28 protein-coding genes are annotated in these 24736 nt (G+C 61.0%); 12 read left to right on the forward strand and 16 right to left on the reverse strand.

Annotated elements, in window-relative coordinates; all coding sequences use genetic code 11:
* Positions 1-108: 108 nt before the first annotated feature.
* Positions 109-1302, forward strand: a complete 1194-nt coding sequence (locus Q0899_RS01110; RefSeq protein WP_298358954.1) for a CAP domain-containing protein — start codon at positions 109-111, stop codon at positions 1300-1302.
* A gap of 62 nt (positions 1303-1364) precedes the next feature.
* Here the strand turns inward: Q0899_RS01110 and Q0899_RS01115 are convergent, their stop codons facing one another.
* From Q0899_RS01115 to Q0899_RS01125, 3 genes are read right to left on the reverse strand one after another with little or no spacing between them, the layout of a single operon-like run.
* Complete coding sequence (locus Q0899_RS01115; protein ID WP_298292557.1) at positions 1365-1865, reverse strand: YcxB family protein; 501 nt, start codon at positions 1863-1865, stop codon at positions 1365-1367.
* Between the two features lie 18 nt (positions 1866-1883).
* Positions 1884-2771 (reverse strand): hypothetical protein, encoded by an 888-nt coding sequence (locus tag Q0899_RS01120; protein ID WP_299190844.1) that lies wholly within the window; start codon positions 2769-2771, stop codon positions 1884-1886.
* Positions 2771-3625 (reverse strand): hypothetical protein, encoded by an 855-nt coding sequence (locus tag Q0899_RS01125; RefSeq protein ID WP_298358947.1) that lies wholly within the window; start codon positions 3623-3625, stop codon positions 2771-2773. Before Q0899_RS01125 ends, Q0899_RS01120 begins: the two co-directional genes overlap by 1 nt.
* A 314-nt stretch (positions 3626-3939) precedes the next feature.
* On the opposite strand from Q0899_RS01125, the gene lon reads away from it, so the two are divergent.
* On the forward strand, positions 3940-6351 hold the full coding sequence (gene lon, locus Q0899_RS01130) for an endopeptidase La (protein WP_299190846.1): 2412 nt from the start codon (positions 3940-3942) through the stop codon (positions 6349-6351).
* A 63-nt stretch (positions 6352-6414) separates the two neighbouring features.
* On the opposite strand, the gene Q0899_RS01135 is transcribed toward lon, so the two are convergent.
* The 4 genes from Q0899_RS01135 to purB form a co-directional block, all read right to left on the reverse strand.
* Positions 6415-7491 carry a FliG C-terminal domain-containing protein gene (locus tag Q0899_RS01135; protein WP_299190848.1) on the reverse strand — a complete coding sequence of 359 codons (1077 nt, stop codon included), beginning with the start codon at positions 7489-7491 and terminating at the stop codon, positions 6415-6417.
* Positions 7492-7609: 118 nt separating this feature from the next.
* Positions 7610-8143, reverse strand: coding sequence for a hypothetical protein (locus Q0899_RS01140; protein ID WP_299190850.1), 534 nt, complete (start codon positions 8141-8143; stop codon positions 7610-7612).
* A 108-nt stretch (positions 8144-8251) separates the two neighbouring features.
* Positions 8252-8416, reverse strand: a complete 165-nt coding sequence (locus Q0899_RS01145; protein ID WP_298292545.1) for a hypothetical protein — start codon at positions 8414-8416, stop codon at positions 8252-8254.
* A 108-nt stretch (positions 8417-8524) separates the two neighbouring features.
* Positions 8525-9826 (reverse strand): adenylosuccinate lyase, encoded by a 1302-nt coding sequence (purB, locus tag Q0899_RS01150; protein WP_298292543.1) that lies wholly within the window; start codon positions 9824-9826, stop codon positions 8525-8527.
* A gap of 90 nt (positions 9827-9916) precedes the next feature.
* On the opposite strand from purB, the gene Q0899_RS01155 reads away from it, so the two are divergent.
* Together Q0899_RS01155 and Q0899_RS01160 are read left to right on the forward strand one after the other, a co-directional pair.
* Positions 9917-10255, forward strand: coding sequence for a hypothetical protein (locus Q0899_RS01155; RefSeq protein WP_299190852.1), 339 nt, complete (start codon positions 9917-9919; stop codon positions 10253-10255).
* A 5-nt stretch (positions 10256-10260) separates the two neighbouring features.
* A complete protein-coding gene (locus Q0899_RS01160; RefSeq protein WP_299190854.1) occupies positions 10261-10686 on the forward strand; it encodes a DUF6314 family protein in 426 nt (141 codons plus the stop codon).
* A gap of 48 nt (positions 10687-10734) precedes the next feature.
* Here Q0899_RS01160 and Q0899_RS01165 read toward each other — a convergent pair whose 3' ends face one another.
* Both Q0899_RS01165 and Q0899_RS01170 read right to left on the reverse strand, forming a co-directional pair.
* Positions 10735-11439, reverse strand: coding sequence for a YafY family protein (locus Q0899_RS01165; RefSeq protein ID WP_299190856.1), 705 nt, complete (start codon positions 11437-11439; stop codon positions 10735-10737).
* A 13-nt stretch (positions 11440-11452) separates the two neighbouring features.
* Positions 11453-11779 (reverse strand): hypothetical protein, encoded by a 327-nt coding sequence (locus tag Q0899_RS01170; protein ID WP_298292535.1) that lies wholly within the window; start codon positions 11777-11779, stop codon positions 11453-11455.
* Between the two features lie 239 nt (positions 11780-12018).
* On the opposite strand from Q0899_RS01170, the gene Q0899_RS01175 reads away from it, so the two are divergent.
* Genes Q0899_RS01175 through Q0899_RS01190 form a run of 4 tightly spaced genes read left to right on the forward strand, consistent with a single transcriptional unit; the run spans position 12019 to position 14552 of the window.
* The gene (locus Q0899_RS01175; protein WP_298292533.1) at positions 12019-12228 is read left to right on the forward strand and encodes a twin-arginine translocase TatA/TatE family subunit; all 210 of its coding nucleotides are present in this window, start codon (positions 12019-12021) and stop codon (positions 12226-12228) included.
* Between the two features lie 25 nt (positions 12229-12253).
* Positions 12254-12829, forward strand: a complete 576-nt coding sequence (gene tatB / locus Q0899_RS01180; protein WP_298292531.1) for a Sec-independent protein translocase protein TatB — start codon at positions 12254-12256, stop codon at positions 12827-12829.
* Positions 12826-13716 (forward strand): twin-arginine translocase subunit TatC, encoded by an 891-nt coding sequence (tatC, locus tag Q0899_RS01185; RefSeq protein ID WP_298292529.1) that lies wholly within the window; start codon positions 12826-12828, stop codon positions 13714-13716. Before tatB ends, tatC begins: the two co-directional genes overlap by 4 nt.
* Positions 13713-14552, forward strand: coding sequence for an ATP-binding protein (locus Q0899_RS01190; protein WP_298292527.1), 840 nt, complete (start codon positions 13713-13715; stop codon positions 14550-14552). Before tatC ends, Q0899_RS01190 begins: the two co-directional genes overlap by 4 nt.
* On the opposite strand, the gene Q0899_RS01195 is transcribed toward Q0899_RS01190, so the two are convergent.
* From Q0899_RS01195 to serS, 6 genes are all read right to left on the reverse strand, one after another.
* Entirely contained in the window at positions 14549-15589 is a 1041-nt protein-coding gene (locus Q0899_RS01195) for a Hint domain-containing protein (protein ID WP_299190859.1), read from the reverse strand. The two genes, Q0899_RS01190 and Q0899_RS01195, sit on opposite strands and share 4 nt — an antisense overlap.
* Positions 15590-15733: 144 nt before the next feature.
* Positions 15734-16894: a LysM peptidoglycan-binding domain-containing M23 family metallopeptidase gene (locus tag Q0899_RS01200; RefSeq protein WP_298292523.1), complete on the reverse strand. Its 1161-nt coding sequence runs from the start codon at positions 16892-16894 to the stop codon at positions 15734-15736.
* 48 nt (positions 16895-16942) lie between these two features.
* The gene (locus Q0899_RS01205; RefSeq protein ID WP_298292521.1) at positions 16943-17596 is read right to left on the reverse strand and encodes a protein-L-isoaspartate(D-aspartate) O-methyltransferase; all 654 of its coding nucleotides are present in this window, start codon (positions 17594-17596) and stop codon (positions 16943-16945) included.
* On the reverse strand, positions 17593-18390 hold the full coding sequence (gene surE, locus Q0899_RS01210; RefSeq protein WP_298292518.1) for a 5'/3'-nucleotidase SurE: 798 nt from the start codon (positions 18388-18390) through the stop codon (positions 17593-17595). Before surE ends, Q0899_RS01205 begins: the two co-directional genes overlap by 4 nt.
* A gap of 68 nt (positions 18391-18458) precedes the next feature.
* Positions 18459-19163 carry a tryptophan-rich sensory protein gene (locus Q0899_RS01215; RefSeq protein WP_299190862.1) on the reverse strand — a complete coding sequence of 235 codons (705 nt, stop codon included), beginning with the start codon at positions 19161-19163 and terminating at the stop codon, positions 18459-18461.
* Positions 19164-19267: 104 nt separating this feature from the next.
* Complete coding sequence (serS, locus tag Q0899_RS01220) at positions 19268-20560, reverse strand: serine--tRNA ligase (RefSeq protein ID WP_299190864.1); 1293 nt, start codon at positions 20558-20560, stop codon at positions 19268-19270.
* 172 nt (positions 20561-20732) lie between these two features.
* Between serS and Q0899_RS01225 the strand changes: the two genes are divergently transcribed.
* From Q0899_RS01225 to secF, 4 genes are all read left to right on the forward strand, one after another.
* The gene (locus Q0899_RS01225) at positions 20733-21215 is read left to right on the forward strand and encodes a hypothetical protein (RefSeq protein WP_299190866.1); all 483 of its coding nucleotides are present in this window, start codon (positions 20733-20735) and stop codon (positions 21213-21215) included.
* 167 nt (positions 21216-21382) lie between these two features.
* A complete protein-coding gene (gene yajC / locus Q0899_RS01230; RefSeq protein ID WP_298292510.1) occupies positions 21383-21709 on the forward strand; it encodes a preprotein translocase subunit YajC in 327 nt (108 codons plus the stop codon).
* Positions 21710-23404: a protein translocase subunit SecD gene (gene secD / locus Q0899_RS01235; RefSeq protein ID WP_298292508.1), complete on the forward strand. Its 1695-nt coding sequence runs from the start codon at positions 21710-21712 to the stop codon at positions 23402-23404.
* 4 nt (positions 23405-23408) lie between these two features.
* Positions 23409-24377 (forward strand): protein translocase subunit SecF, encoded by a 969-nt coding sequence (secF, locus tag Q0899_RS01240; RefSeq protein ID WP_298292506.1) that lies wholly within the window; start codon positions 23409-23411, stop codon positions 24375-24377.
* On the opposite strand, the gene Q0899_RS01245 is transcribed toward secF, so the two are convergent.
* Positions 24374-24670, reverse strand: coding sequence for an antibiotic biosynthesis monooxygenase family protein (locus Q0899_RS01245; RefSeq protein WP_298292504.1), 297 nt, complete (start codon positions 24668-24670; stop codon positions 24374-24376). The two genes, secF and Q0899_RS01245, sit on opposite strands and share 4 nt — an antisense overlap.
* Between the last annotated feature and the right edge of the window lie 66 nt (positions 24671-24736).

Raw genomic sequence — 24736 nt, forward strand, 5'->3', positions numbered from 1 at the left:
AGTCTCTGCTAAATTGCAAGCGCCCTTCCGCCGGTCATTGTTCTGTCAAATTGCTGAAGTTAGCGCCTGAAAGCAGGCGTATTCAGATCACAAGACAGGAGACATCGCATGACCACGGCAAGTACATTTGAGCGGCAAATGCTGGACCTTATCAATCAGGAACGCACGTCGCGCGGCCTTGACCCTGTGCAGCTGGAGCTGCGTTTGAACAGTTCCGCCGAGGAACACAGCGAATGGATGCTGCAACGGGATGTGTTCTCGCATACTGGCGTGGGTGGCTCTAGCGCCGGCGACCGGATGGCGAGTGCCGGTTTCACCTTTTCGGGCAATTGGTCATGGGCCGAAAACATCGCGTGGCAGAGCGAACGTGGTGCCCCAGGCCTCGCCGACGATGTGGTCGACCTACATAACAGCCTGATGAACAGCCCAGGTCACCGCGCCAACATCCTCAACCCGAACATGACCGTGGTGGGCATCGGTATTGAACGGGGTAATTTTAACGGGACGGACGCCGTTATGGTGACGCAGAACTTCGCGCGCACCAGCGCGCCGTTGCAGCTGGACACCGGCGGCACCGGACCAACCGCAGGGGCCGATACGTTGACACTGAGCGCTGCGGGCACGTTAAACGGACTGGCCGGAAACGATGTCCTGACGGGGTCGGCCGGAAACGACGCGCTGTTCGGCGACGCGGGCTTTGATGTGTTGCGGGGTGGGGCTGGCAATGACCGGCTTGTTGGCGGCGCGCATGCCGACACCCTTTACGGTGACGGCGGCAACGACACCTTGAATGGCGGCAACGGGTTTGACCGGCTGTTTGGCGGCGCCGGCGATGACCAGCTGATTGACCTGTCGGGCCCGGGCGGTCAGTTCGGCGGCGCTGGCAATGACACGATGCGGGGCGGCGATGATGGCACGGTGTTCTTTGGCGGGCCGGGCAATGACGTCATCATTGGCGGCGGCGGCAATGACCGGATCAGCGGCAATGCCGGCTTTGACCGGATTGACGGCGGCACCGGCAACGACCTGATGTTGGGCAATTATAACGCGGACACGTTTGTCTTTGCCGATGGGCACGGTGTTGACCGGGTGGGCGATTTCGACGCGCTCAACCCGTTTGAAAAGCTTGACCTGTCTGCCGTCAACGGGCTGTCCCTGGCGGGTTTGAACTTGGGGTCGGCGACCCAGGGCGCCGCGAGGCAGGTGGGTGGCGACGTGGTGATCGAAACCGGGGGCGGGAACTCCATCACGCTGGATGGGGTCAACCTCAGCGATCTGGACAGCACGGACTTTATCTTCTGAGGCCTGGCCTGTGCGTCCGGTGAGGGCCAATCGCGCGGCAGGGCGGTCCTTTTCGCGATTTCTCAGGTCCAGCGCATTTTCTTGCGGGGGAGCTGGGTCATCCAGATGCGGGTTTGTTCGAGCTCTTCATCCGTCGCGAAGGCCGATTTGGGGATGATGGACAACCCGCGCCTCCCCATGAACAGGAAGTAGAAGACTGGGGTTTCTGCGTATTGGCCGAAGCTGGTCCAGGGCAGGGTGCTGTGCCCCTCGGCGGAGCGGGTCTCGACCGTGTCTGCGGTGAAGGTTGCGGTGATGGGGGCCGTGTATTTCGCCATTTTCCGGTAGGCCCGCCGCCAAAGCACGTTGCGCAGCGCCGTCAGCGCCAGAAAGATCACCGCGGTGGCGATGAAGAGCCAGCCGGTTCCGAACCCGTTGAGCAACAGCACCGGCCCCACGGCCGCCGCCGCAATCGCCAGCAGCCAGTTTCCCCGGTCGCCAATGCCGCGATACGACCAAAGCGCGCGGGCGGCGCGCATGAACGCGTCCTCGGACAGGGAATAGGTGATGGTGATCGCGCTCATGCGCGCGACCCTAACCGGCTAGGCCAGTTTTGCAACTTTGCGCCAGAAGCGGCCGGAGAACGACCAGTCGCGGCGGCCCTCCAGCTTGGCGCGCAGTGCGTCGGCGCCGTCGGCAACAGAATCGTCAAACCAGTTCCACAGCGCGTGGCGCAACCGCAGATGCGGGCGCTCTTCGACAATTTCCACCCGCGTTTTGCCATTGGGCAGCGCGGTTGCGGTGACGTCAAACACCCCTTCGGCGAAATCGGCGTTCTTGGCGGAGACATCGCCCATGAAGTAGTAGCGGCAACGTTTGCCGGGCTGGTGTTCGAGAATGGTGATCCGCTGATGCTCGTAGAGGCTTTCACCGATATTGTAGCGCACGTTGAAGCTGTCTTCCTCCAGCGGGTCGGGGCCCAGATATTCCATGGCACCCGTATAATAGGCCTCCTCCGCATCCGGCGTGGGCGTGGCGGCGTTGATGACATCCTGCGGCGCGGCGGTGGTCGTGAAACGGCTGCGCCCGGTGTAGGAGAACCAAGACGGCAAGCGGTCTGACAGCGACCCGTACAGGAAGAAATAGACGCTGAGCCAAATGATCAGCCACAAAATGGCTCCTATGTCCCAGGCCTGTAATGTTTGGGCCAGCCCCGGAAAGGCGGCGAGGATTGCGGCTTCGATCAGCAAAGCCACGACCAGGCATTCGATGACATTGCGGATGGAAGGGATAACCATGATCAGCAAGATGATTGGCGCGGCGATCAGCGGGGCCATGATGGCAAGGCCCAGCCCCAAGGCCCAGGCGGGGATGCCTTCGAAGCCGCCAATCTCGGAATTTGCAAAAATCATCCCGAGAAACAGCAGGCCGAACACGCCTGTCAACACGCGGCGGCGTTGCCGCCAGATGGCTTTGAAGAACCCGCGCATTATGCCTCCGACGCCTTCAGCGGTTTGGTCACGCCCGCGCCGTCGCCGTACCGCTCGTCCAGCAGCTCCAGCAGGCGGTCATGTTGAAACCCCAGCGCGTCGTCAAACCAACGCTCGATCAGGGCGCCAAGCGACAGGCCGGAGCGTTCCTCGTTGGCGATGATGGTGCAGTTTTCGCGGTCCAAAACGTCGATGGAGAGCGAAAAGATGCCATCAACCAGCGTGCCGTCCGCCTCGTTGCCTTCGAAGTAGAAGCGGCAGAAATTGGGGGCGTCCTTCTCGAGGAAGGTGACGTCATAGGCCGCGCGGCCCGTGCGGCGGCCCTTGAATTTGATGTGCAGCGTGTCCTCGTCATGAGGGTCCTGCCCGTAGCTTTCGACCATGCCGGTGCAGTGATCTTCCGCCGCTGTGGCCCCGGGGACCACATGTTTCCAAACCAGTTTGGCCGGATAAGCAATGTTGCAGGAGTGACGGGCGCGCCACGTCGTGCGGGCCCCGATTTTGCGCGAGATGCTGGAATGCAGGAAGAACCAGGTGCTGGTCAGCACGCCGAAAAAGACCGCGATGCCGATCACTGCGTTAAACAGCCCCGTCAGCGGCAGGTAGAGCAACAGCAATGTGCTGATCACGCCCGACGCGCCCGCGATCTCCAAAATGCCGCGCTGCCCCGGCTTGACCGAGTAGAGCCCCAATGCCACGAAAGCGAAACCCACTAGCGACAATGCGAAAAACACCAGATGCCCCGCCGACGAAATGCCGGCGCCGGAATGCGCGACCAATGACAGGCATAGCGCCGCCATGCCGGTCGAGAATATGCCAATGCGCCGATAGTGGCGGAGGATGACGGTAAACATAAGAAAAGCCTGCATTACTGGTTATTGTCCCCTTACGTACGCGTCATTTCGGGCATCATCGGGGCGCTGAATTGGGCGAAACATGACATTTATCCACAAATTGTGGCGATCTGCGGCGTCAGATGGCCTTGTGGTCGCCGCGGACGCGGGTCACAGTGACGTCAACACCCTGACCGGTTGAAAGAGTCGGGATCAGGCCCCATTTTCTTTCAAACCAGTTGAAACTGGACACATCGGGGATCGCCCAAGGGTTGCCGCATCGCGGGACCGGAGGCCCATCAGGGCCGCGGCGATCTTGCCAAAAAGGACAAACTATGACCGAGCAACTGAACGCTTCCTACCCCGTCTTGCCGCTGCGCGACATCGTCGTGTTCCCGCATATGATCGTGCCCCTTTTTGTGGGCCGCGAAAAATCGGTGCGTGCGCTGGAAGAGGTGATGAAAGACGACAAGCAGATACTGCTGTCGAGCCAGATTGACCCCTCCATTGACGACCCGACCTCTGACGGCATCTACGAGGTTGGCGTGCTGGCCAATGTCCTGCAGCTGCTGAAACTGCCCGACGGCACCGTGAAAGTGCTGGTGGAAGGCCGGTCGCGCGTGCAGATCATGAACTTTGTAGACAACCCCGACTTCTTTGAAGCCTCCGCGATTGAGCTGCAGGAAACCATGGGCGACGAGACCACGCTGTCGGCGCTGATCCGGTCCGTGGGCGAGGAGTTTGAGCGCTACGCCAAGGTGAAGAAGAACATCCCCGAGGACGCGTTGTCCTCGGTTGCGGAAACGGAAGAACCTGACCGGCTGGCCGACCTTGTGGGCGGGCATCTGGGCGTCGAGATTGACCAGAAGCAGGATCTGCTGGAGACGCTGTCCGTCGCGGAACGGCTGGAGAAGGTTTACGGCCTGATGCAGGGCGAAATGTCGGTGCTGACGGTCGAAAAGAAGATCAAATCCCGCGTCAAAACCCAGATGGAGCGCACCCAGCGCGAATACTATTTGAATGAGCAAATGAAGGCCATTCAGAAGGAGCTGGGCGACGGCGAAGAAGGCCAGAACGAAGTGGCCGAACTGGAGGCGAAAGTGGCGGAAACCAAGCTCTCGAAAGAGGCTTTGGAGAAGGTCACTGCCGAGATCAAGAAGCTCAAGAACATGTCGCCCATGTCGGCGGAAGCCACCGTGGTGCGCAACTATCTGGACTGGATCCTGGGCATCCCGTGGGGCGTGCGGTCGCGCGTCAAAAAGGACCTGACCAAAGCGCAGAAGGTGCTGGATGATGACCACTATGGCCTTGAAAAGGTCAAGGAACGCATCGTCGAATATCTGGCCGTCCAGCAGCGATCCAAGAAGCTGAATGGCCCGATCATGTGCCTGGTCGGCCCTCCGGGCGTGGGTAAAACCTCGCTTGGGAAGTCGGTCGCGAAGGCCACGGGGCGCGAATTCATTCGTATCTCCCTTGGGGGTGTGCGTGATGAAAGCGAAATTCGCGGCCACCGTCGGACTTACATCGGGTCGATGCCCGGCAAGATCATTCAGGCGCTGAAGAAGGCGAAAACCACGAACCCTCTGATCCTCTTGGACGAGATCGACAAGATGGGGCAGGATTTCCGGGGCGACCCGGCATCCGCGATGCTGGAAGTGCTTGATCCTGAACAGAATTCAACGTTCTCGGACCATTATCTTGAGGTTGAATACGACCTCTCTGACGTGATGTTCTTGACCACGGCGAACAGCTACAACATGCCCGGCCCGCTGCTGGACCGGATGGAGATCATCCCGCTGGCGGGCTACACCGAGGACGAGAAATCCGAGATCGCCAAGCAGCATTTGACCGAAAAGCAGGTCAAGAACCACGGCCTGAAGAAGGGCGAGTTCGAGCTGACCGACGAGGCGCTGCTGGAGATGATCCGCGTCTACACCCGCGAGGCGGGCGTGCGGAACCTTGAGCGTGAGATTGGCAAACTGGCCCGCAAGGCCGTGACCAAGATCGTGCGCAAGGAAGTCGACAAGGTGGTGATCACGCCGGACAATCTGGATGATTTCCTTGGCGTGAAGAAATACCGCTACGGGCTGGCCGAGAAGGAAGACCAGATCGGTGTTGTCACCGGGCTGGCCTACACATCCGTGGGCGGCGAATTGCTGCAGATCGAGGCGCTGCGCCTGCCGGGCAAGGGCCGGATGAAGACCACGGGCAAGCTGGGCGACGTGATGAAGGAGTCGATTGATGCGGCCTCTTCCTATGTGCGTTCCATTTCGCCCCAGATCGGGGTGAAGCCGCCGGCCTTCGACAAGATGGACATCCACGTGCACGTGCCAGATGGCGCGACGCCCAAGGACGGCCCGTCGGCTGGTTTGGCGATGGTGACGTCGATCGTGTCAGTGCTGACCCGCATCCCGGTACGCAAAGACATCGCCATGACCGGCGAGGTGTCCCTGCGCGGCAATGCCATGCCCATCGGTGGTCTGAAGGAGAAGCTTCTTGCGGCGCTTCGCGGCGGCATCAAGACGGTGCTGATCCCCGAGGATAACGAGAAGGACCTGGCCGACATCCCGGACAACGTGAAAGAGGGGCTGACCATCATCCCCGTGACCCATGTCAGGGATGTGCTGAAACACGCGTTGGTGTCCGAGCCGGATGCGATCGAGTGGGACGAGGTGGCTGAAGAAGCTGCCGCGGCCGCCGCTTTGGCCGCCAAGTCCGGATCTGGCGACGGCGCCACGGCGCATTAAGCCTGACAAACCCAATGCCAAGAAAGCCGCCCGGTGTTTCGGGCGGCTTTTTTCGTGTCAGCGTCAGGCCGCTTCGTCTTCTTCCGCGCCGGGAGGGGCAAGGATGGTGACCTCGCCGGTATCGGTCAGACGGCGGATGGCGCTGGTGATCCGCCCCATCGCGGCCTCGCCCGCCTTCTTGGGCACCTCGCCCTGTTCTTCCATTTCTTCCCGCAGGGCGGCGGCCATGCGTTGGGACAGGTTAGCCAGCAGGAAATCGGTGGAGGCAGATTCCGCGACCTGGGCGTAGGCCAAGGCCATGACCAGCTCTTCCTGCGGCACATCGCGGGTGATTTTGGCGATGTCGGGGCCGGCAATCCGCGTCGCAATGTCGGCAAAGGTGAAGATCGAGGCGCGCACGGCTTCGGCAAAAGCGGCGTCCTGATCGGTCAGTGAGGCCAGCACCGCGTCCCGCTTGTCGGGTGTGGCGGCATTGAGCAGGTTTGCCACCCGCAGGGCGGGCGCGTCCTTGAACGCGGTGGGCTTTTCGGACGGGATGGCCGCGGCCAGCATCGTGCCAATCCGCGCAACCATGTCCGGGCTGAGCGTGGCCGTGCTTTGCATCGCAAGCGTCACTTGGGTTGCCTGATCGGGGTCCATATCTTCCAACACCTCGGAGGCCTTGTCCGGGTCGAGCTTGGACAACACGATGGCGGCGATTTTCGGGTCTTCATCGGGCAACAGCGCTATCAATTGCTCTGCAGAGAGCGCGGCAACCTTGGGCCAGGGGGCAGGCGGCGTGCTCAGGCCAAGCTGGCCGCGCAGATTGTCCACTACCTCAGGGTTGAGATGGGATTCCAATGTGCTGAGCGCGTCGGCAACCGAACGCGGGAAGCTGAGCCCGCTCATCGACAGATCGCGTTCCAGATCGGCCACCACGAGTGACAAGGTGGCGCGGTCGACGCGTCCGAGTTCGACAAAATCCTGCATCAAACGCGCCTGGCCGCGGGCGCTGAGGCTCGACAGGGGCAGGCTGCCGCCTTCCGACAGGATCATCTGGATGATAATGGCGGCCTTTTGGGGCCCTGGAAGCACCGGCCCCATATCGGCAGGTTTGGCGGGCATCGATGTGCCGCCGGCCGGAATAACTGTTGTGGTCATGGTCTGTATCTACCCCTTCCGCTCGCCTTCTTTTGATGCGGCCTGAGGGGTTAACAGTGGGTTAGGGAAATGGGGCGCCGCCGTGGCGGATGCCCCGTATTTTATGACAATTGCTCGTTTAGTAGTTGGAGCCCGTGCCGGTCTGGATCGCGTTGCGCAGCGCAATTTCGGCCCATGTGTTTCGCCCGCCGCGGGTGCGGATCTCTGCCAGCTGCAGCTTGGCGCCCACACGGTCGCCGGCCTCTGCCATGCCTTGCCCCATATAGGAGCGTGCCAGAATGTTGTTGGCATTGGCCTCAATCGCGGCAGTGTAGAAGGTCATCGCCGCCTCCATGTCGCCGGTTTTGCGGGCGATGAAGCCGCGATAGGTCATCACGCGGCTGTCGGTCGCGTCCATCTCGTCCAACACGCCTGACGCGCGGTCATAAAGGCCAGCATAGGCCAGTTCACGCACCGCATCGTAGCGGGTGTCATCATCGATGAGGTTGGATGACTTGTCGACGCATTGGGCGGTTTTGGTGTCAAACACCTGACCGGCCTTGCATTCGGTTGTGGTCTTGGTGGTCTTTGGCGGGTTGGTGCTGCCGGAACTGGCGGCCAAGGCGATGGACGGGGCCAGGAAGGCCGCGGCAGCAAGAGTGGTGATACGCATGAGGGGTCTCCTAATAAATTTATGGGGCAACAATACCGCCAAAAAGCATCAGGGCGATGAACAATAATGTGCATCGCCCTGATCGAATAAAGTGAAGTGCTGAGGTGTTTACCCCGTTGCGTCAGATACGCATTTGCCCAGATCGGCGTCCCATGACGCGCCTGCGGCGCAGCTTGCGGCCTGCTTGTGATCTCCGCCATTGCAGCCCATCGCAGAGGCGATGGAGGGGGCGAGGGTGAGCGCCAGTGCGGCGAGAATGATCTTGGTGTTCATGCTTGCTCTCCTGTTGTTCTGATTAGGAAGCTAGCACGAACGCCCGGTTTGGCAAACTCACGTTTTTTGGCATGGCTTCCAGATGAGTATTTTTGCCAAAACGAAGCCCTAGCCGAAGACGCGTTTGAAGATCGTGTCGACATGTTTGGTGTGGTAGCCCATGTCGAATTTCTCATTGATTTCTTCGACGGAGAGGGCTTTGAGAACATCCTCGTCGGCCAGCAATTCTTCGCGGAAATCTGTGCGGTGTTCCCACACTTTCAGCGCGTTGCGTTGTACCATGGCGTAGGCGTCTTCGCGTGAAACGCCTGCTTGGGTGAGGGCGAGAAGGACCCGCTGGCTCATCACCAGCCCGGGGAATTTGTTCATGTTGTCGAGCATGTTGTCGGGGAAGATCAGCATCTTGTCGATAACGCTCGTCAGGCGGGCAAGGGCAAAATCGAGCGTGATCGTGGTATCGGGGCCGATGTTGCGTTCCACGGATGAGTGGCTGATGTCGCGTTCGTGCCAGAGCGCCACGTTTTCCATGGCCGGAACCACGGCCATGCGCACGACGCGGGCGAGGCCGGTCAGGTTCTCAGTCAGGATCGGGTTCTTCTTATGCGGCATGGCCGAGGAGCCTTTTTGGCCCATGGAGAAGAATTCCGCCCCTTCCAACACCTCGGTGCGCTGCATGTGGCGGATTTCAGTGGCGATGTTTTCGATGGAGGAGGCGACGACGCCCAACGCCGCGAAGAAGGCGGCATGGCGGTCGCGGGGGATGACCTGGGTAGAAATCGGTTCTGGGTTCAGCCCGAGTTTTGCGCAGACATGTTCTTCGACCGCCGGGTCCACATTGGCAAAGGTGCCGATGGCGCCGGAGATGGCACCGGTGGAAATCTCGTCGCGCGCGGTGCGCAGGCGGGTCAGGTTGCGGTCCATTTCAGCGTAGAAGCGCGCGAAGGTCAGGCCCATGGTGGTGGGTTCGGCATGGATGCCGTGGGAGCGGCCGACCCGCAGCGTGTCTTTGTGTTCCATCGCGCGTTTTTTGAGCGCGGTGAGCAGGCCTTCGACATCCGTGATCAAAATGTCGGCCGCGCGAACCAGTTGCACGTTGAAGCAGGTGTCGAGCACATCGGAAGAGGTCATGCCTTGGTGGACGAACCGCGCCTCGTCGCTGCCCACATGTTCGGCCAGATGGGTCAGGAAGGCGATGACGTCGTGCTTGGTGACGGCCTCGATCTCGTCGATACGGGCGACATCGAACTCCACGTCCTTGGCCTTCCAGACGGCCTCCGCGTTTTCGCGCGGGATCACGCCCAGATCGGCCATGGCGTCGCAGGCATGGGCCTCGATCTCGTACCAGATGCGGAATTTGGTCTCGGGAGACCAGATTTTGACCATGTCGGGACGAGAATATCTGGGGATCATGTGTGTGATCTTTCGTGATTTGTGTGGCAGATGGGGGCGTCTTAAACTGGTGGTCGGGGGCTCACAAGGCCGGGGATGAAGGAGAGTGGGTTGAAACACGTATTTGCGGCTGTCATGGCGCTTTGCGCGGCACCGGCATGGGCCGGGGACTGGACGGTATTGAGTGGCGCGGAGGTGGAAGAGGCGCTCAACGATGTGACCCTGCGCTACGATGGGGCGACGCAGATATTTTACCTCTCGGGCAAAACGCTTTACGATCACGGCAGGCCGTCCTGGGGCAACTGGGCCGTGCGCGGCGACGCGTATTGCAGCGAATGGCCCCCGCAAGATGGCTGGACTTGTTTTGCACTGGAGCGGCACGCCGATGGCGACCGGCTTCGGTTTGTATCAGAGAGTGGCGCGGTTACCGAAGGGGTTATTGTGGAGTAAGTGCCATGGCACGGATGCCGAAACTGCAGGATTTTGAGGGCGCATGGGCGCTGAACCGGATCATCGAGGACCGGATGACCGATGCGCAGGGCCGGCTGTCGGGTATGGCGGAATTTGTGGCGCGCGAGGCGGGCGGGTTTGACTACCGCGAAACGGGGGAGCTGACCTACGGCGCGCAACCGCCCATGGCCGCGACCCGCGCCTATATCTGGGAGCCTGTCGAGGCCGGCATCGCAGTGAGATTTGAGGATGGCCGCCCGTTTCATGTGATCGCCGAGGACCGGCTGATGCCCGATGCCAACCACCATTGCGACCCGGATTGGTACCATGTCAGCTATGACTTCACCCGCTGGCCGGATTGGCGGGCCATTTGGCGCGTTGTCGGGCCGCGCAAAGATTACCGCATGCTGTCCGAGTATAAGCGGGTGTGACCTGATTGTGCGCTACCGCGCGTTGTTTTTTCTGCCAGGTGCCGATGATTAAGCCGTTCCGGGCTTGGGCGCGCCTTCCGAATGGCTGAGCGCCATGTAATCGGCAAGGGACTTGCCCTGTTCTTCAACGAAGAGTTCAGCCATGACGTTGAGCGACCGGATACGGTCGACGCGGAACACCCGAAAGTCCTGGCGCAGCTCGCACCAGCAGGTGACAGTCCAGACCCGGCCCCAATATTCCATCTGCAGCGGCCGAACCACCCGTTCAGAGCGCGCCCCTTTTTCGTCGGCATAGGTGATAGCGAGCTTTTGCCGCGACCGGATGGATTTGCGGATTTGTGGCATGAACCGGAACCCTGCGGCGGCGTCCTGAAACGGGTAGACCGCAAATCCCCAGCCTGAGGGCGGGGTGGAGCGGTCTTCAGGCAGCACCGCGTCGATTTTCGCTGACAGCGTCCTGGCGGCCTGCTTCAACTCGTCATCCGCCGCCTCGCCGACAACGGCCATGCCCAGATGCAGCGCCTCCAGCTCGGTCAGGGTCAGGTTCAGGGGCGGCAGGGTGATGGGGGCGGTCATCATGTAGCCCAAACCCCGTTCGCCCGCGACCGGCACACCGGACAGGGCCAGCGTGTCCATGTCGCGGTAGATGGTCCGGACCGACACTTCGAGCTCTGCTGCCAGATCCTCCGCACGGTGCAACCGCCCGTCGCGCAGGATCAAGATCAGGTCAAAAAGCCGGTCCGTACGTCTCATAGGTCTCCGTTTCTTAGGATGCCATTTGCCACTGGATGGCGCTGTGGCGGATGGAAATGGTCTCAGGATTGATGGCGCCGCCAATGGCCGGGGCAAAATCCTGCTTCTCGAATTCCTGGGCCACGCGCATCGCCTTTTCCATGTCTTCCCAGATCACATAGTCGGTCCAGACGCCGTGTTCGTCCTTCGACAGGTGGCGGGCGCGGAAGCCGGCGGCGCTGCGCACCCAGCTTTCTGTTTGCTGGCTGATTGCAACGAAGTCCGCATCCGAGACACCGTCCTTCAGCTTGAATGTTACAATCTCCGCCACGGCGGTCTGGGTGGATGTTGAGGTGGTCATGGTATTCTCCAATTGATTCTGAGTTGGAGGGCCGTTGTAGAAGCGCACAACTGACATAAACCTGTCAGGAGTGTTCGCGCAAATGCAAATTGGCGCTGATCCACGTCATAAACTTGGCGTCACCGCCTGAAATGGCGTGTATAAGCGCTTTTCGATTGGGGCTTTGGCCCTTACATATCTGTCCAAGGTCAAATCATGCCGCCTTAGCGTAGCGCGGCCTGCTCAAGGAGAATGATGCAATGTTTAACAATATCGGACCTGTCGGCCTGATCCTGATCGCCGTCGTCGTGCTGGTACTGTTTGGCCGGGGCAAAGTGTCCTCGCTGATGGGCGAAGTGGGCAAGGGCATCACCGCCTTCAAAAAAGGTGTCGATGACAGTGGCAAAGAGATCGACGAGGCCGTTGCCGCCAAGGACGTCACCCCGGAAGACGAAAAAGACAAAGCCTGAAGCCAATTAGCCGGGAGACGCGCTGATGGGCGGAATAGGTGGCATGGAGCTGTTGCTCATTGGGCTGGTCGCGTTGATCGTGGTCGGCCCCAAGGACCTGCCGGGCATGTTTCGCACGGTGGGGCAGTTCACCGGCAAGGCCAAACGCATGGCGCGGGAGTTTTCCAGCGCCATGGAAGCTGCCGCCGATGACGCGGGCGTGTCGGATGTGACTAAAACGCTGAAAGCGGCGACCAACCCGGTGAAAGCCGCGACCAACGCGGCCAAGGATGCGGTGACCAAGACGATTGACCCTGGCAAGTATGACGAAGGGTCTTCGACGCAGGCTTTGGCCAAAGACCGGGCGGAGGCCGCCAAGAAGATACAGGCCGCCACGGCAAAGAAAGAAGCAGCCCGCAGGGAAGCAGAGGCTGCTGCGACTAAGGCGGATGCCAAACCTGCGGCGAAGAAGCCTGCCGCCAAGGCCAAGGCGGCGAAAGCGCCTGCCAAGAAGCCCGCCGCGAAACCGGCCGCAAAAGCCAAGACCCCCAAAGCGGCCGCAAAACCCGCGGCCAAAAAACCCGCCGCGCGTAAGCCTGCGGCCAAGAAAGCGGCGTCATGAGCGACACGGAAACCCTCGAAGACAGCTCGGCCCCGCTGATCGAGCACCTGGCGGAGCTGCGCACGCGGCTGATCCGGTCCGTTCTGGCGTTTCTGGTGGGCATGACCATCTGCTTCACCTTCGGCAGCATGATCCTCGATTTCCTGCTGACGCCCATCGAGAACACCATGCGGAACCTTGGCAACCCCAACCCGGTGATGCAATACACCGCGCCGCAGGAGTATTTCTTCACCCTGATCCGCATTTCCATGGTGGGGGGATTGTGTATCTCCTTCCCGGTGATCGCGTTCCAGATGTGGCGGTTTGTGGCGCCGGGCTTGTACAAGCAAGAGAAGAACGCATTTCTGCCGTTCATCATCTCGTCACCCGTCATGTTCCTGCTGGGCGCATCCTTCGCGCATTACGTGGTCGTGCCGCTGGCGATGCAGTTTTTCCTGGGCTTTGCCGACCTGCCGTCCTTCTTTGCAGCACTAATCACGCCGGAAGAGGCGGCCGGTGCCAAAGACACCGGCATCGACATCGTGTTCAACGGCAAGGTCAATGAGAGCCTTGATATCACGCTGAAAATGATTGTGGCCTTCGGGCTGTGCTTCCAGCTGCCGGTGCTGCTGACGCTGATGGGCAAGGCGGGACTGGCGTCGGCTGAGGGGCTGCGCAACGTGCGCAAATACGCGATTGTCGGCATCCTGAGCGTCGCCGCGCTGGTGACCCCGCCGGATGTGACCACGCAAATTCTGCTCTTCACGGTGGTCTACGGCCTCTATGAAATCTCCATCTTTCTTGTTGCCCGGGTTGAAAAACAGCGCGAAGCCAAGCTGCGCGAAGAGGGGCTGTGGGACGAAGATGAGGACGACGAAGAAATCCATGCCGAGGATCGCGGGCCTTGAACGATGACGCGCTGACCCGCATCGCGGAGGCGTTGGAGCGGGTGTCGCCGCCTGCCGCTGACACACCCGACTTCGCGTCCGCTGCAGCATATCTGTGGCACGTGTCGCCGGACCGGCTGCAACCCGTGCCGGACGTCAAACGCGTGGCACTAGACCTGCTGGTGGGGATTGAACGCGCGCGCGACGTGCTGCTGGCCAATACCGAGCAGTTTGCCAAAGGGTTCGCCGCCAATAACGCGCTTTTGTGGGGCGCGCGGGGGATGGGGAAGTCGTCGCTGGTCAAGGCGATCCACGCCCATGTCAGTGACCATGCGGACCTGAAGCTGATCGAGTTGCAGCGCGAGGATTTGCCAAGCGTCGGGCGGCTGCTGGGGCTGTTGCGCGACGCACCGGACCAGCGTTTTGTGCTGTTTTGCGACGACCTGAGCTTCAGCCATGACGACGAACATTACAAATCTCTGAAGGCGGTGCTGGATGGCGGCATTGAGGGCCGGCCGGAAAACGTGATCCTCTACGCCACGTCGAACCGCCGCCACCTGATGCCACGCGACATGATCGAAAACGAGCGCGGCTCGGCCATCAACCCGTCTGAGGCGGTCGAGGAAAAAGTGTCATTGTCGGACCGGTTCGGGCTGTGGCTGGGGTTCCACCCCTGTGATCAGGACCAATTCCTGGCGATGATCCGGGGCTATTGCGACGCGCATGGGGTCAAGATCGACGACGACACCCTGCGCGCGGAGGCCATTGAATGGCAGCAGACGCGCGGGTCACGGTCGGGCCGGGTGGCGTGGCAGTATTTCACCGATCTTGCTGGCCGTAAGGGCATCGCGCTCTAGCTGAGCAGCGCTGCCTCGTAGCCTTTCAGGCTCATATGGGCGGCGGCCACCTTTGGGGGATGCTCGGCGCCCAGATCAGGGAACAGTCTCAGCAATTCGCGACGCGGGCCATCGTCCAGCGCGGGCAGGGAATTCGGCCCAAGGTGGAAACTTTCTGCCCAAGCGCCGTTAGCCCGCACCACCTGATGCGCGTCGCATAGAATGTGGTGATAGGTGACCTTGCCGCCTTCGCGGCGGTACACGGTCTTGCCGTCGACCAGATCCTTGGCCTTGACCAAGACCTCCTCTGCCCCGAAATGCAGCTGCGCCTGCCAGCCGGTGATCAGAATCCGGTGCTGGGGGGACACGATCAGATCGCGCGAGTTCCCATACGTCCCGGCGGTGAGGACAATCGGGGCGAAGTCACCCAAGGCGTCGACGCGACGTGCGCCGGTCCAGATCAGCTCTTGCGGGCCGTCGTCGCGGGTCAGGACGGTGTCGCCGGGCGAAAGATGCTGCACAGGGACCGGACCCGCAGGCGTGTCGATCAAGGTATCGGAGGCAAAGCACACAATGGTCGCCCCAAGCCCGGTATGGGGGGTGGAGCCGTCATTCTCCACGATGCCGCCAATGGTGTAGTTAACACCCGGGTCCGGCACCCCATCGGGGAAGATCAGGAAATACCCGTCCTCGCCCGCGTCGTTCAGGTCGTCATCATTGTTGAAATCAATGTCGATCACCGCGACCCGCAGCACGGTGCCGTCGGGGGCGGTTATTTCAAACGTATAATCCCAGATGGTCTGCTGGTAGCTGCCGTTTACAAAGGCCAGCTGTTCCCATGTGCCGCCCACCTGTTCATTTGCGCCGACCTGCTCGTTGGTGACGTCACCGTTGTAGAGCGTGGCCCCATCGTTTTCGCGCACATGGAAGCTGGTGGTGGGGCCCGTATATTGCCAATTCTGCCCGGCAGGTGGCGCAAAATTATAGTCAATCGCAGAGCCGTTGGCGGTGCTCTGCGAGCCTAAGATGACGTTGCTGTATCCGTAAAAGACTGGCATCGGCCAATTCCTTTCAGGTTTTTGCAAGACAGATCATGTTTCAGCGAGCGGGCAGCTATTTGCCGGAATCGGTGTCTTTTTGTGACTAATTGGGGCAGTCGCGCCTCAATTGAAGCGCGACTGGAAACAATCGAACCAGTTGATTTAGTTCAGATATTTTGCCGGATTCACGCTTTCGAAGCCTTCCCGGACCTCAAAATGCAGGAAGGGCGGGCTGCCGGGGCCGACTTTGGCGATGGTTTGCCCACGCGAAACCTTGTCGCCCTTTTTGACCGTGATGCCAGTGATATTGGCGTAAACCGTCAGCACGTTGCCGGTATGGCGGACCACCAGGATCGGGACCTGATCGGTGTCGCGGGTGATGGCTGCAACGGACCCATCCGCGGCGGCTTTCACAGGCGCGCCAGCGGCGGCTTCGATGTCGATGCCCTCATTCTTGCGCTTCTTGTAGGGGCGCAAAATCTTGCCGGCGACCGGTTGCTGGAAGGCCGGCGATTTGGTGGCCACCACTGGGGTCGCGGTCGCTGGCGCGCCGCCCGTATCGGGCGTTGCAGGCTTTTCGACCGCTTTGACCGGCTCCGGCAATGGTTTGGACGCTGACGGCGGCGTCGGGGTTACGGTGCCTTGACCGGGCGCTGCCTCTGTCTTGGCGGGCGTGACGCTTTGATCGACCACCGGGACCAGCAGGTACTGGTCTTCGCGGACCTCCAGATCAGCGCCCAACCCGTTCCAATCCGCTAACGAGCGGACCGAGACGTTGTACAGGCGGGCAATGGAATAGGCGGTCTCACCACGTTCGACACGGTGCCGGATCGGCTCTGGCCCGTCGATGCGTTTGGAGGGCTGTGCCTGCGCAATCCCGCCGCCAGATGGCGCGTTGTCAATCGCAGAGGTCGCGATGTCGGCGATATCCAGCGGGGCCGGTTGGCTGACTGTTGTCGGCGCGGGGACTGATCGGGGCAGGGCCACGATCTCGCCTCTGTTCAGCGTGTCATTTGCGTTCAGCCCGTTGAATTTTGCGATCTCGCCCGGGTTGCCGCCCACGCGTGCGGCGATGGTCGACACGGTGTCACCGCGCCGCGCGACTGCGACCTGGTAATTGGGGTAGGAAATAACGCCGCGGTCATCGGGCCGGGGCCGGTCCAACGTGGCCTGCCGCGCCGCGTTCGAGGTGTCTAACCCCCCGACCGTATTGCGTAAATCCAGGTCCAGATTGGCGAATGTGTCGCCGACCTGATCGCAGGCCGAAAGCCCGAAACCCAATGCCACAATTGGCAATATCTTGCTGAAACGCCTGTTCCGCATCGCACTTACCCTCAATACCCGACCCTTATTTCTGGGCCTTTGGTTGTTTTAGTTCTGTCCCAGCCCCTCTACCAGAGGGACAAAGCGCACCGGTAATAATTCTTCATAATCAAAGCCTTGCTCGAGCTTTGTAACCTTGATGAGGCTTTGCACCGCATCAGACTGACCTACCGGTACAACCATGATACCCCCCATCCGCAGCTGTGCCAACAGCGGACCGGGCGGATCTTCGGCCGCTGCGGTCACAATGATACGATCAAAAGGCGCCTGTTCGGGAAGCCCGAAGCTGCCGTCGCCGGTGACCACGGTGATGTTGGTGACGTCCATATCGGCGAACATCTTGCGCACTGGCCGGGTCAGCGCCGCATGGCGATCCACAGTGTAGATGCGCCGCCCCAGATGGCTGAGGATCGCGGCCTGATATCCCGACCCGGTGCCCACCTCCAACACCTTGTCGCGCGGCTGCACATCCAGCGCCTGCGTCATCAGCCCCACCACCGAAGGCTGGCTGATCGTCTGCCCGCAGGCAATCGGCAGCGGCATGTCATCGTAAGCGCGGTCGGCAAAATGGCCGGTCACAAAGGCGCCCCGGTCCACTTTCTCCATCGCCGTCAGCACGCGGTTGTCCATCACGCCCTTGGACCTCAGCGCGTAGAGAAACTGCATCTTGCGTTCCGCATCAGATGTCGCGGGCTCGTTCATCCAAGCGCGGCCTTCAGCTCGGCCAACTGGTCATGCGCGGTCAGGTCGCAGCGCATGGGCGTCACCGACACCCACCCGTCCAGATTGACGGTGCCGTCCGTGTCGGGCCCTGAGTCCACGTTCTGCGGGTTGCCTTGAATCCACAGGTATTTGCGCCCGTTGGGGGGCAGATGCGGTTCAATCCCGAAGCCGCCCGACGGCCTGCGCCCTTGCGCCACCACCTTGGTGCCTTTTACATCTGCGGCGGCCACGGGCGGGAAGTTGACGTTGTAAAACGTGTGGTAACCCAGCGCGTGGCTGTCGCCGCCCCAATTGCCATGGTCTACCAGCTTGCGGACAACCTCCGCGCCATGCGTGGCGGAGGCCTCAAACGGGTTGGCCAGCTTGGCATTGGCGGGGCCAAAATACTGCGACATGGCGATGGATTTGACGCCTTGCAGCGCGGCCTCCATGCAGGCGCCGATGGTGCCGGAATAGACCGTGTTCTCGGCGGAGTTGTTGCCCTTGTTCACGCCCGACAGGATCAGGTCAGGCGGCGCGTCCGCCATCACGTCGTGCAAGCCCGCCAACACGCAGTCAGCCGGCGCGCCCTCGGCGGCAAAGACGCGGTCGCCCATCTGCGCGATCATCGTGGGGTGGGCGTAGTTGATGCAATGCGCCACGCCGGATTTCTCAAACGCCGGGGCCACGGTCCAGACTTCGCCGCCGTCGCCCGCGACCTCGGTGGCAATCGCGTGGATCACCTTCAGCCCGGGGGCGTTGATGCCGTCGTCATTGGTGATGAGAATGCGCATGAAAACCGCCCTGTTGTTCGCCCTAGCAGTAATCCAGCCGGGCCAAGCGGTAAAGGCGCGCGGCGGCGCTAGCGGCGCAATTGCGACGCAGCAAGCCCCAGCATAAGCAAAGCGGCAACACCTGCCGCAACGGCAAGCCCGGTTTGCGCGCCCCAGTTCTGCACGGCGATGCCAATCAGCCCCCAGGCGACAGCAAGGCCGTAGGTCCACACCCCACGCAGGGTCATTTGGTAGGACAGCGCACAGAAAGCCGCCAGCAGCACCATGGTCCAGGCCCAGCCGAGCTCTGCCATGACCCAGCCATAGCCCGCGCCCAGCAATCCGAACGCCACAAACGTCGCCGCCGTCAGCCAGCCCGCATACAACCCCAGCGGCAGCGCAAGCGCCCATCCAGGGCTGGCCTTGCGGGCCTTGTCGCAGGCCATCACGGCAGAGATCAGCATCACCAATATCATCACTGTCGCCCAAACAGGGGAGACCAGGGCCACCGGTAGCCAGAACATGCCGACCCCAAGGCTGACCAGAAGCGGCAGGCGCGTGGCGTTCCACGCAGGGTTGTCGCGATATTTGCTTACCCCGAGGATCGCAGACAAAAGCAGCCAAATATAAATCACGCCCCAGATCGCAAAGGCGTATCCCGCCGGTTGCACTGGCGGATCAATCTGCGGGTTGGGGTAGCGGTCGGGATCAAACCCGCCAAATTCGGGATTCAAGAAGGGAGACACCGCAAAAGCAAGGGTCACCAGCAAAACAAGTATGGATTTCAATGTCATACCAGCCAACCCAAGCGCCTCTCTAAAGTTTCCATGTTCCTAAATATCCCGGGGGTCTGGGGGCAGAGCCCCCAGCCGGTCGACGAGGCGAAGCCTCGGCGAAATCAGATCAGCGTCCCGAACGGGTCCAATGTAGACTTGCCGCCCAGGTAAGGCTGCAATGCAACGGGCAGCTCTACCGACCCATCCGCCATCTGACCGTTCTCCAGCACCGCAATCAGCGCGCGCCCCACGGCAAGACCGGACCCGTTTAGCGTATGCACGAACTCCGGTTTGCCGCCGCCCTCGGGTTTGAACCGCGCATTCATGCGCCGGGCCTGAAAATCGCCGCAGGTCGAGACCGAGCTGATCTCGCGGTATTTGCCCTGACCCGGCAGCCACACCTCAATGTCATGGGTGCGGCGCGCGCCAAAGCCCAAATCTCCGTGGCACAAGGTCACCGTGCGGTAGGGCAGCAGCAGCTCCTCCAAAATCTTCTCCGCGCAGCGGGTCATCCGCTTATGCTCCTCTTCCGATTTGTCGGGATGGGTGATCGACACCATCTCCACCTTTTCGAACTGGTGCTGGCGCAGCATGCCTGCCGTGTCGCGGCCCGCCGATCCAGCTTCCGAGCGGAAGCATTGCGAATGCGCGGTGTAGCGGCGGGGCAGGTAGCCTTCGTCCACAACCACGTCGCGCACGATGTTGGTCAACGTCACCTCCGATGTGGGGATCAGCCACATGCCTTCGGTGGTCTGGTAGCTGTCCTCGGCAAATTTCGGCAGCTGGTTGGTGCCATACATCGACGCGTCATTGACCAGCACAGGGGTCCACGCCTCGGTCAGCCCGTTCTCGTCCACATGGGTGTTGATCATGAACTGCGCCAAGGCGCGGTGGATGCGCGCAATGGCGCCGGACAACAGAACAAACCGCGCGCCGCTCAGCTTGGCGGCGGTCTCAAAATCCATGCCCGACTGCACCGAGGGAAGGTCGTAATGTTCTTTCGGCTCAAACGGAAACCGCCGCGGGGTGCCCCAGCGGTTGATCTCGACATTGTCCTCCTCATCCGCGCCTTCGGGGACGTCATCGTAGGGAATGTTGGGCAGGCCCATCAGCAAATCGGCCAGCTTGGCGTCTTCCGCCTTGGCCTCGTCATTCAGCCGTGCAACGTCGGCTTTCTTTTCGGCCACCAAGGCGCGCAGGCGCTCAAACTCGGCCTCGTCCCCCTTGGCTTTGGCTGCTCCAACCTCTTTGCTGGTGGCGTTTTGTTCCGCCTTGGCGTTCTCGGCTTCCGAGATTTTGGCCCGGCGCGCGGCATCAATGGCCAGCACGTCGCGGGAGGACACGTCAGACTTCCGCAGCTTCATGGCAGCGTCAAAGACCTCAGGGGTCTCGCGGATCATGCGAATGTCATGCATGGGTCTGGTTCCTTTTCAAACTGTTATGTGCCGAGCGCACCTTCGTGGGCGTCGCATATTGGAATTTGGACGCGAAGACCAGATCAGAGTGACCATGGTTGGGCCAACAGTTCGTCAAAGAACTGCCGCGATTTAGTGCCAGACTCGAGCGTATGCTATTTGAGCCAGAGCCATGTTAGACAAAAATGCAGGTTTGCAGACACCTCCTCCTCCCGACACCCAGCCCCAGAATTCAATAGGCAAGCAGGGAAAACCAGTCGATTACGAAGCTGACAGCCACACCCGCCTTCAGGCGGCGCGGATCGTGCGGGACATGGTATCGGCAGCGAAGGCCTATAAATTGCAGCATGGGCGTGAACTGTTCGTCTACGGGGCGCTTGGTGAGCAGTTCGCCGTAGCAAAGCTGGGGGTGGTTCTGCATAACGACCCTTGCACAGAAGGCTCTGACGGCAGGCTGGGCAAAGACTTTGTGGAGGTGAAAACCATATCTCCCTTCAAGAACGAGCCGTTCGTTCAGGTCAAACGGTCCGGCAACTGGGGCAAGCTGGTGGTGGTAAGGGTGTACGAGGATTTTGCAGTCGACTGTCGCGTTCACGCCCGCAAGAAGCTGCCCAAAGGCAAGGGCGAGTTCATAACGGTCCCATGGTCTGACTGACACGAGATTGTGCCCAAAGACTTACTTTTTCGGTTGCCACTTCCTACCTCTAGTTTCAGCTCCCGACAGGGCAGTTAACCCGTTGCACCCATACCCCCCCGCAGATAGGGTGCGCGGCAACTCGAAACAGGCCCAACAGAGGCCCGCAAAACCAAAAAGGACCGCTGATGTTCGTCTCACCAGCTTACGCCCAAGCCGCCGGAGGTGCCGGAGGCGCTTTTGGCAGCTTCGTTCCCCTCATCCTGATCTTCGCGATCATGTATTTCCTGCTGATCCGTCCGCAGCAAAAGAAGGTCAAGGAACACGCCGCCATGGTCGAGGCCGTGCGCAAGGGCGACCAGATCGTCACGCAAGGCGGCATCGTCGCCAAAGTGTCCAAGGTGATGGCCGAGGGCTCCAACGAGGTGGAGGTCGAAATCGCGTCCGGCGTCAAAGTCCGCATCATCAAGTCGACCATCGCGCAGGTGATGAACAAGACCGAGCCGGCAAAATAAATGCTGCAAATTTCGGTCTTCAAACGCGTCATGATCTGGCTGACCGTCGCGGTCGGCCTTCTGTTGGCGATGCCCAACGGCTTTTACACCACCGTGGAACAGCACAACGACGCGGTCGCGTTCCTTGAGACCGGCGTTTCGCCCAACGCGGAAACGGCCAAGCTGACGCCAGAGCAGTTGGAGGCCAACCGCGCCGCCTGGCCCAGCTTCCTGCCGTCCTCGCTGGTCAACCTTGGCCTCGACCTGCGTGGCGGAGCGCATCTGCTGGCCGAGGTGCAGGTTGAAGACGTGTATGACGACCGTATGGACGGCTACTGGCTGGAAATCCGCGACGTGCTGCGCACGGAGCGTGACACCATCGGCACCATCCGCCGCCAGAACGCAGGCCAGGGCGAGCTGCGCATCAAGGTCTCCAACCCCGCTGGCATCCAGCAGGCGCTGACGCTGGTACGCTCTGTGGCCACGCCCGTGGTGTCGCTGACCGGGGTCGGGTCCAACGACATCGAGGCGCGCGCGCAAGGCGACACGATCATTGTGGGGCTGACCGAAGCCGAAAAGATCGCCACCGATGACCGCACCATCCAGCAATCGCTGGAAATCATTCGCCGCCGCGTGGACGAGGTCGGCACCCGCGAACCCACTATCCAGCGCCAAGGCGAGCGCCGCATCCTCATTCAGGTGCCCGGCATCGGCTCGGCGGCTGAGCTGAAAGAACTGATCGGCACCACCGCCAAGCTGACCTTCCACCCCGTGGTGTCGCGCACCAGCAACGCAAATGAATCACCCGGCCCGCGCAACGTGATCTACCCGTCCATTGACCCGCAGGACGTGGGCACCTTCTACATTCTCGAACAATCCCCCGTGGTCACCGGCGAAGAACTCGCCGACGCGCAACCCGCCTTTGACCAGAACGGCACGCCCGCCGTGACCTTCCGCTTCAACGCCGGCGGCGCGCGCAAATTCGGCATCTACACGTCGGAGAACGTTGGCTCCCCCTTCGCCATCGTGCTGGATGAGGAGGTGATCTCGGCCCCCGTCATTCGCGAGGCGATCACTGGCGGCTCCGGCCAGATTTCTGGCAATTTCAGCGTTGAGGAATCGACCAACCTCGCTGTGCTGCTGCGCGCAGGCGCGCTGCCTGCGGAAATGACCTTTCTTGAGGAACGCACCATCGGGCCGGAGCTTGGCCAGGACAGCATCGACGCGGGCAAGATCGCCTGCATCGTGGCCTTCGTGATGGTGCTGGTCTTCATGTTCCTTAGCTATGGTACGTTCGGGCTGTTCGCCAATATCGCGCTGATCATCAATGTGGGGATGATTTTTGGCCTGCTATCGCTGATCGGAGCCACGCTGACGCTGCCAGGCATCGCGGGCATCGTGTTGACCATCGGTATGGCGGTCGACGCCAACGTGCTGATTTTCGAGCGTATCCGCGAGGAACTGCGCACCGCCAAAGGCACGGCCCGTGCGATCGAGCTCGGCTACGAGAAGGCTTTGTCGGCCATTCTTGACGCCAACATCACCACTTTCATCACGGCGGTGATCCTGTTTGCCATGGGCTCCGGCCCGGTGCGTGGTTTTGCGATCACGCTGGGCTTGGGCATCCTGACCTCGGTCTTCACGGCCATCTTCGTGACCCGCGTGATCATAGTCATGTGGTATGAGCGCAAACGACCCAAGACGATTGAGGTGTAAGCAGATGCGGTTGAAACTTGTTCCTCAGCAGACCAACTGGGATTTCTTTTCCCGCTCCAAATGGACCCTTGGGCTTTCGGTTTTGCTGATCGTGGTGGGCTTTGCGTCTTTCATGATCCAAGGCCTGAATTACGGCATCGATTTCCGGGGCGGCACCACGATCCGCACCGAGAGCGCTCAGCCGGTGGATGTTGCGGCCTACCGCGCGGCGCTGGAGCCTGCCGGGCTGGGCGACATCTCCATCACCGAGGTTTTCGATCCAACGTTTGCGGCGGATCAGAACGTCGCCATGGTGCGTATCGAAGCGCAGGAGGGTGAAGAAAGCGCCTCCGTCAGCGTCGTGCAGGGCGTGGAAACGGCGTTACGCACGATTGATCCGGACATGAAATTTCCCTCTGTTGAATCCGTGGGTCCCAAGGTCTCGGGCGAGCTGATCCAGACGGCGGCCATTGCGGTGATCCTCGCGATAGCGGCGGTGCTGTTCTACATCTGGTTGCGCTTTGAATGGCAGTTCGCGCTCGGCGCGGTTGCGGCGCTTGTGCATGATGTGGTGCTGACGCTGGGCGTCTTTTCCGAGCTGCAAATCAAGTTTGACCTCGCCATCATCGCGGCGCTGCTGACCATCGTGGGCTACTCGCTGAATGACACCGTGGTGGTCTTCGACCGCGTGCGGGAGAACCTGCGCAAATACAACAAGAAGGACCTCAAGGACGTCCTGAACCTGTCCATCAACGAGACGCTGTCGCGCACTGTGATGACCTCGGTGACGACACTGCTGGCGCTGATCTCGCTCTATATCCTGGGCGGGGACGTGATCCGGGGATTTGTGTTCGCGATGATCTGGGGCGTGATCGTGGGGACCTATAGCTCGGTCTTCGTGGCTTCGGCGATCCTGCTTTGGCTGGGCGTCAAACGCGACTGGTCCAAGCCCGATGCCAATGCTGGAAACCAGTTCGGCAATGTAGACGCCTAGGCGGACACCAACCGTTCGTAGTGCCGCATCTCCTGAATGTCCTTCAGGTACGGTTTGATGTGCGCGAAGAACGCCTTGAAAGGGGCGCTGCCGCGAAACCCTCGAAGGTGGTCTTCGGCAGACGTCCACTCTATCCGCAATATGAACTCTGATGGCTCTTCCGCGCATTGGCACATGTCAAAGCTGACGGCATGCGGCGATGTCATCAGGGGCTCTGCGGCAGCAGTATAGTCTGCAATGAAGGCGGCTTGGCGGGCTGGGTCAATCGTGTAGCGTAAATATTCGACAATCATGTAAGCTCTCCTTTGTGTCTTCCATATTTGACGCATTTTGGACCCCCACAAGAGGTTACAAAAAGG

Source organism: uncultured Litoreibacter sp., assembly GCF_947501785.1.
In the GTDB taxonomy this organism is placed as follows: domain Bacteria; phylum Pseudomonadota; class Alphaproteobacteria; order Rhodobacterales; family Rhodobacteraceae; genus Litoreibacter.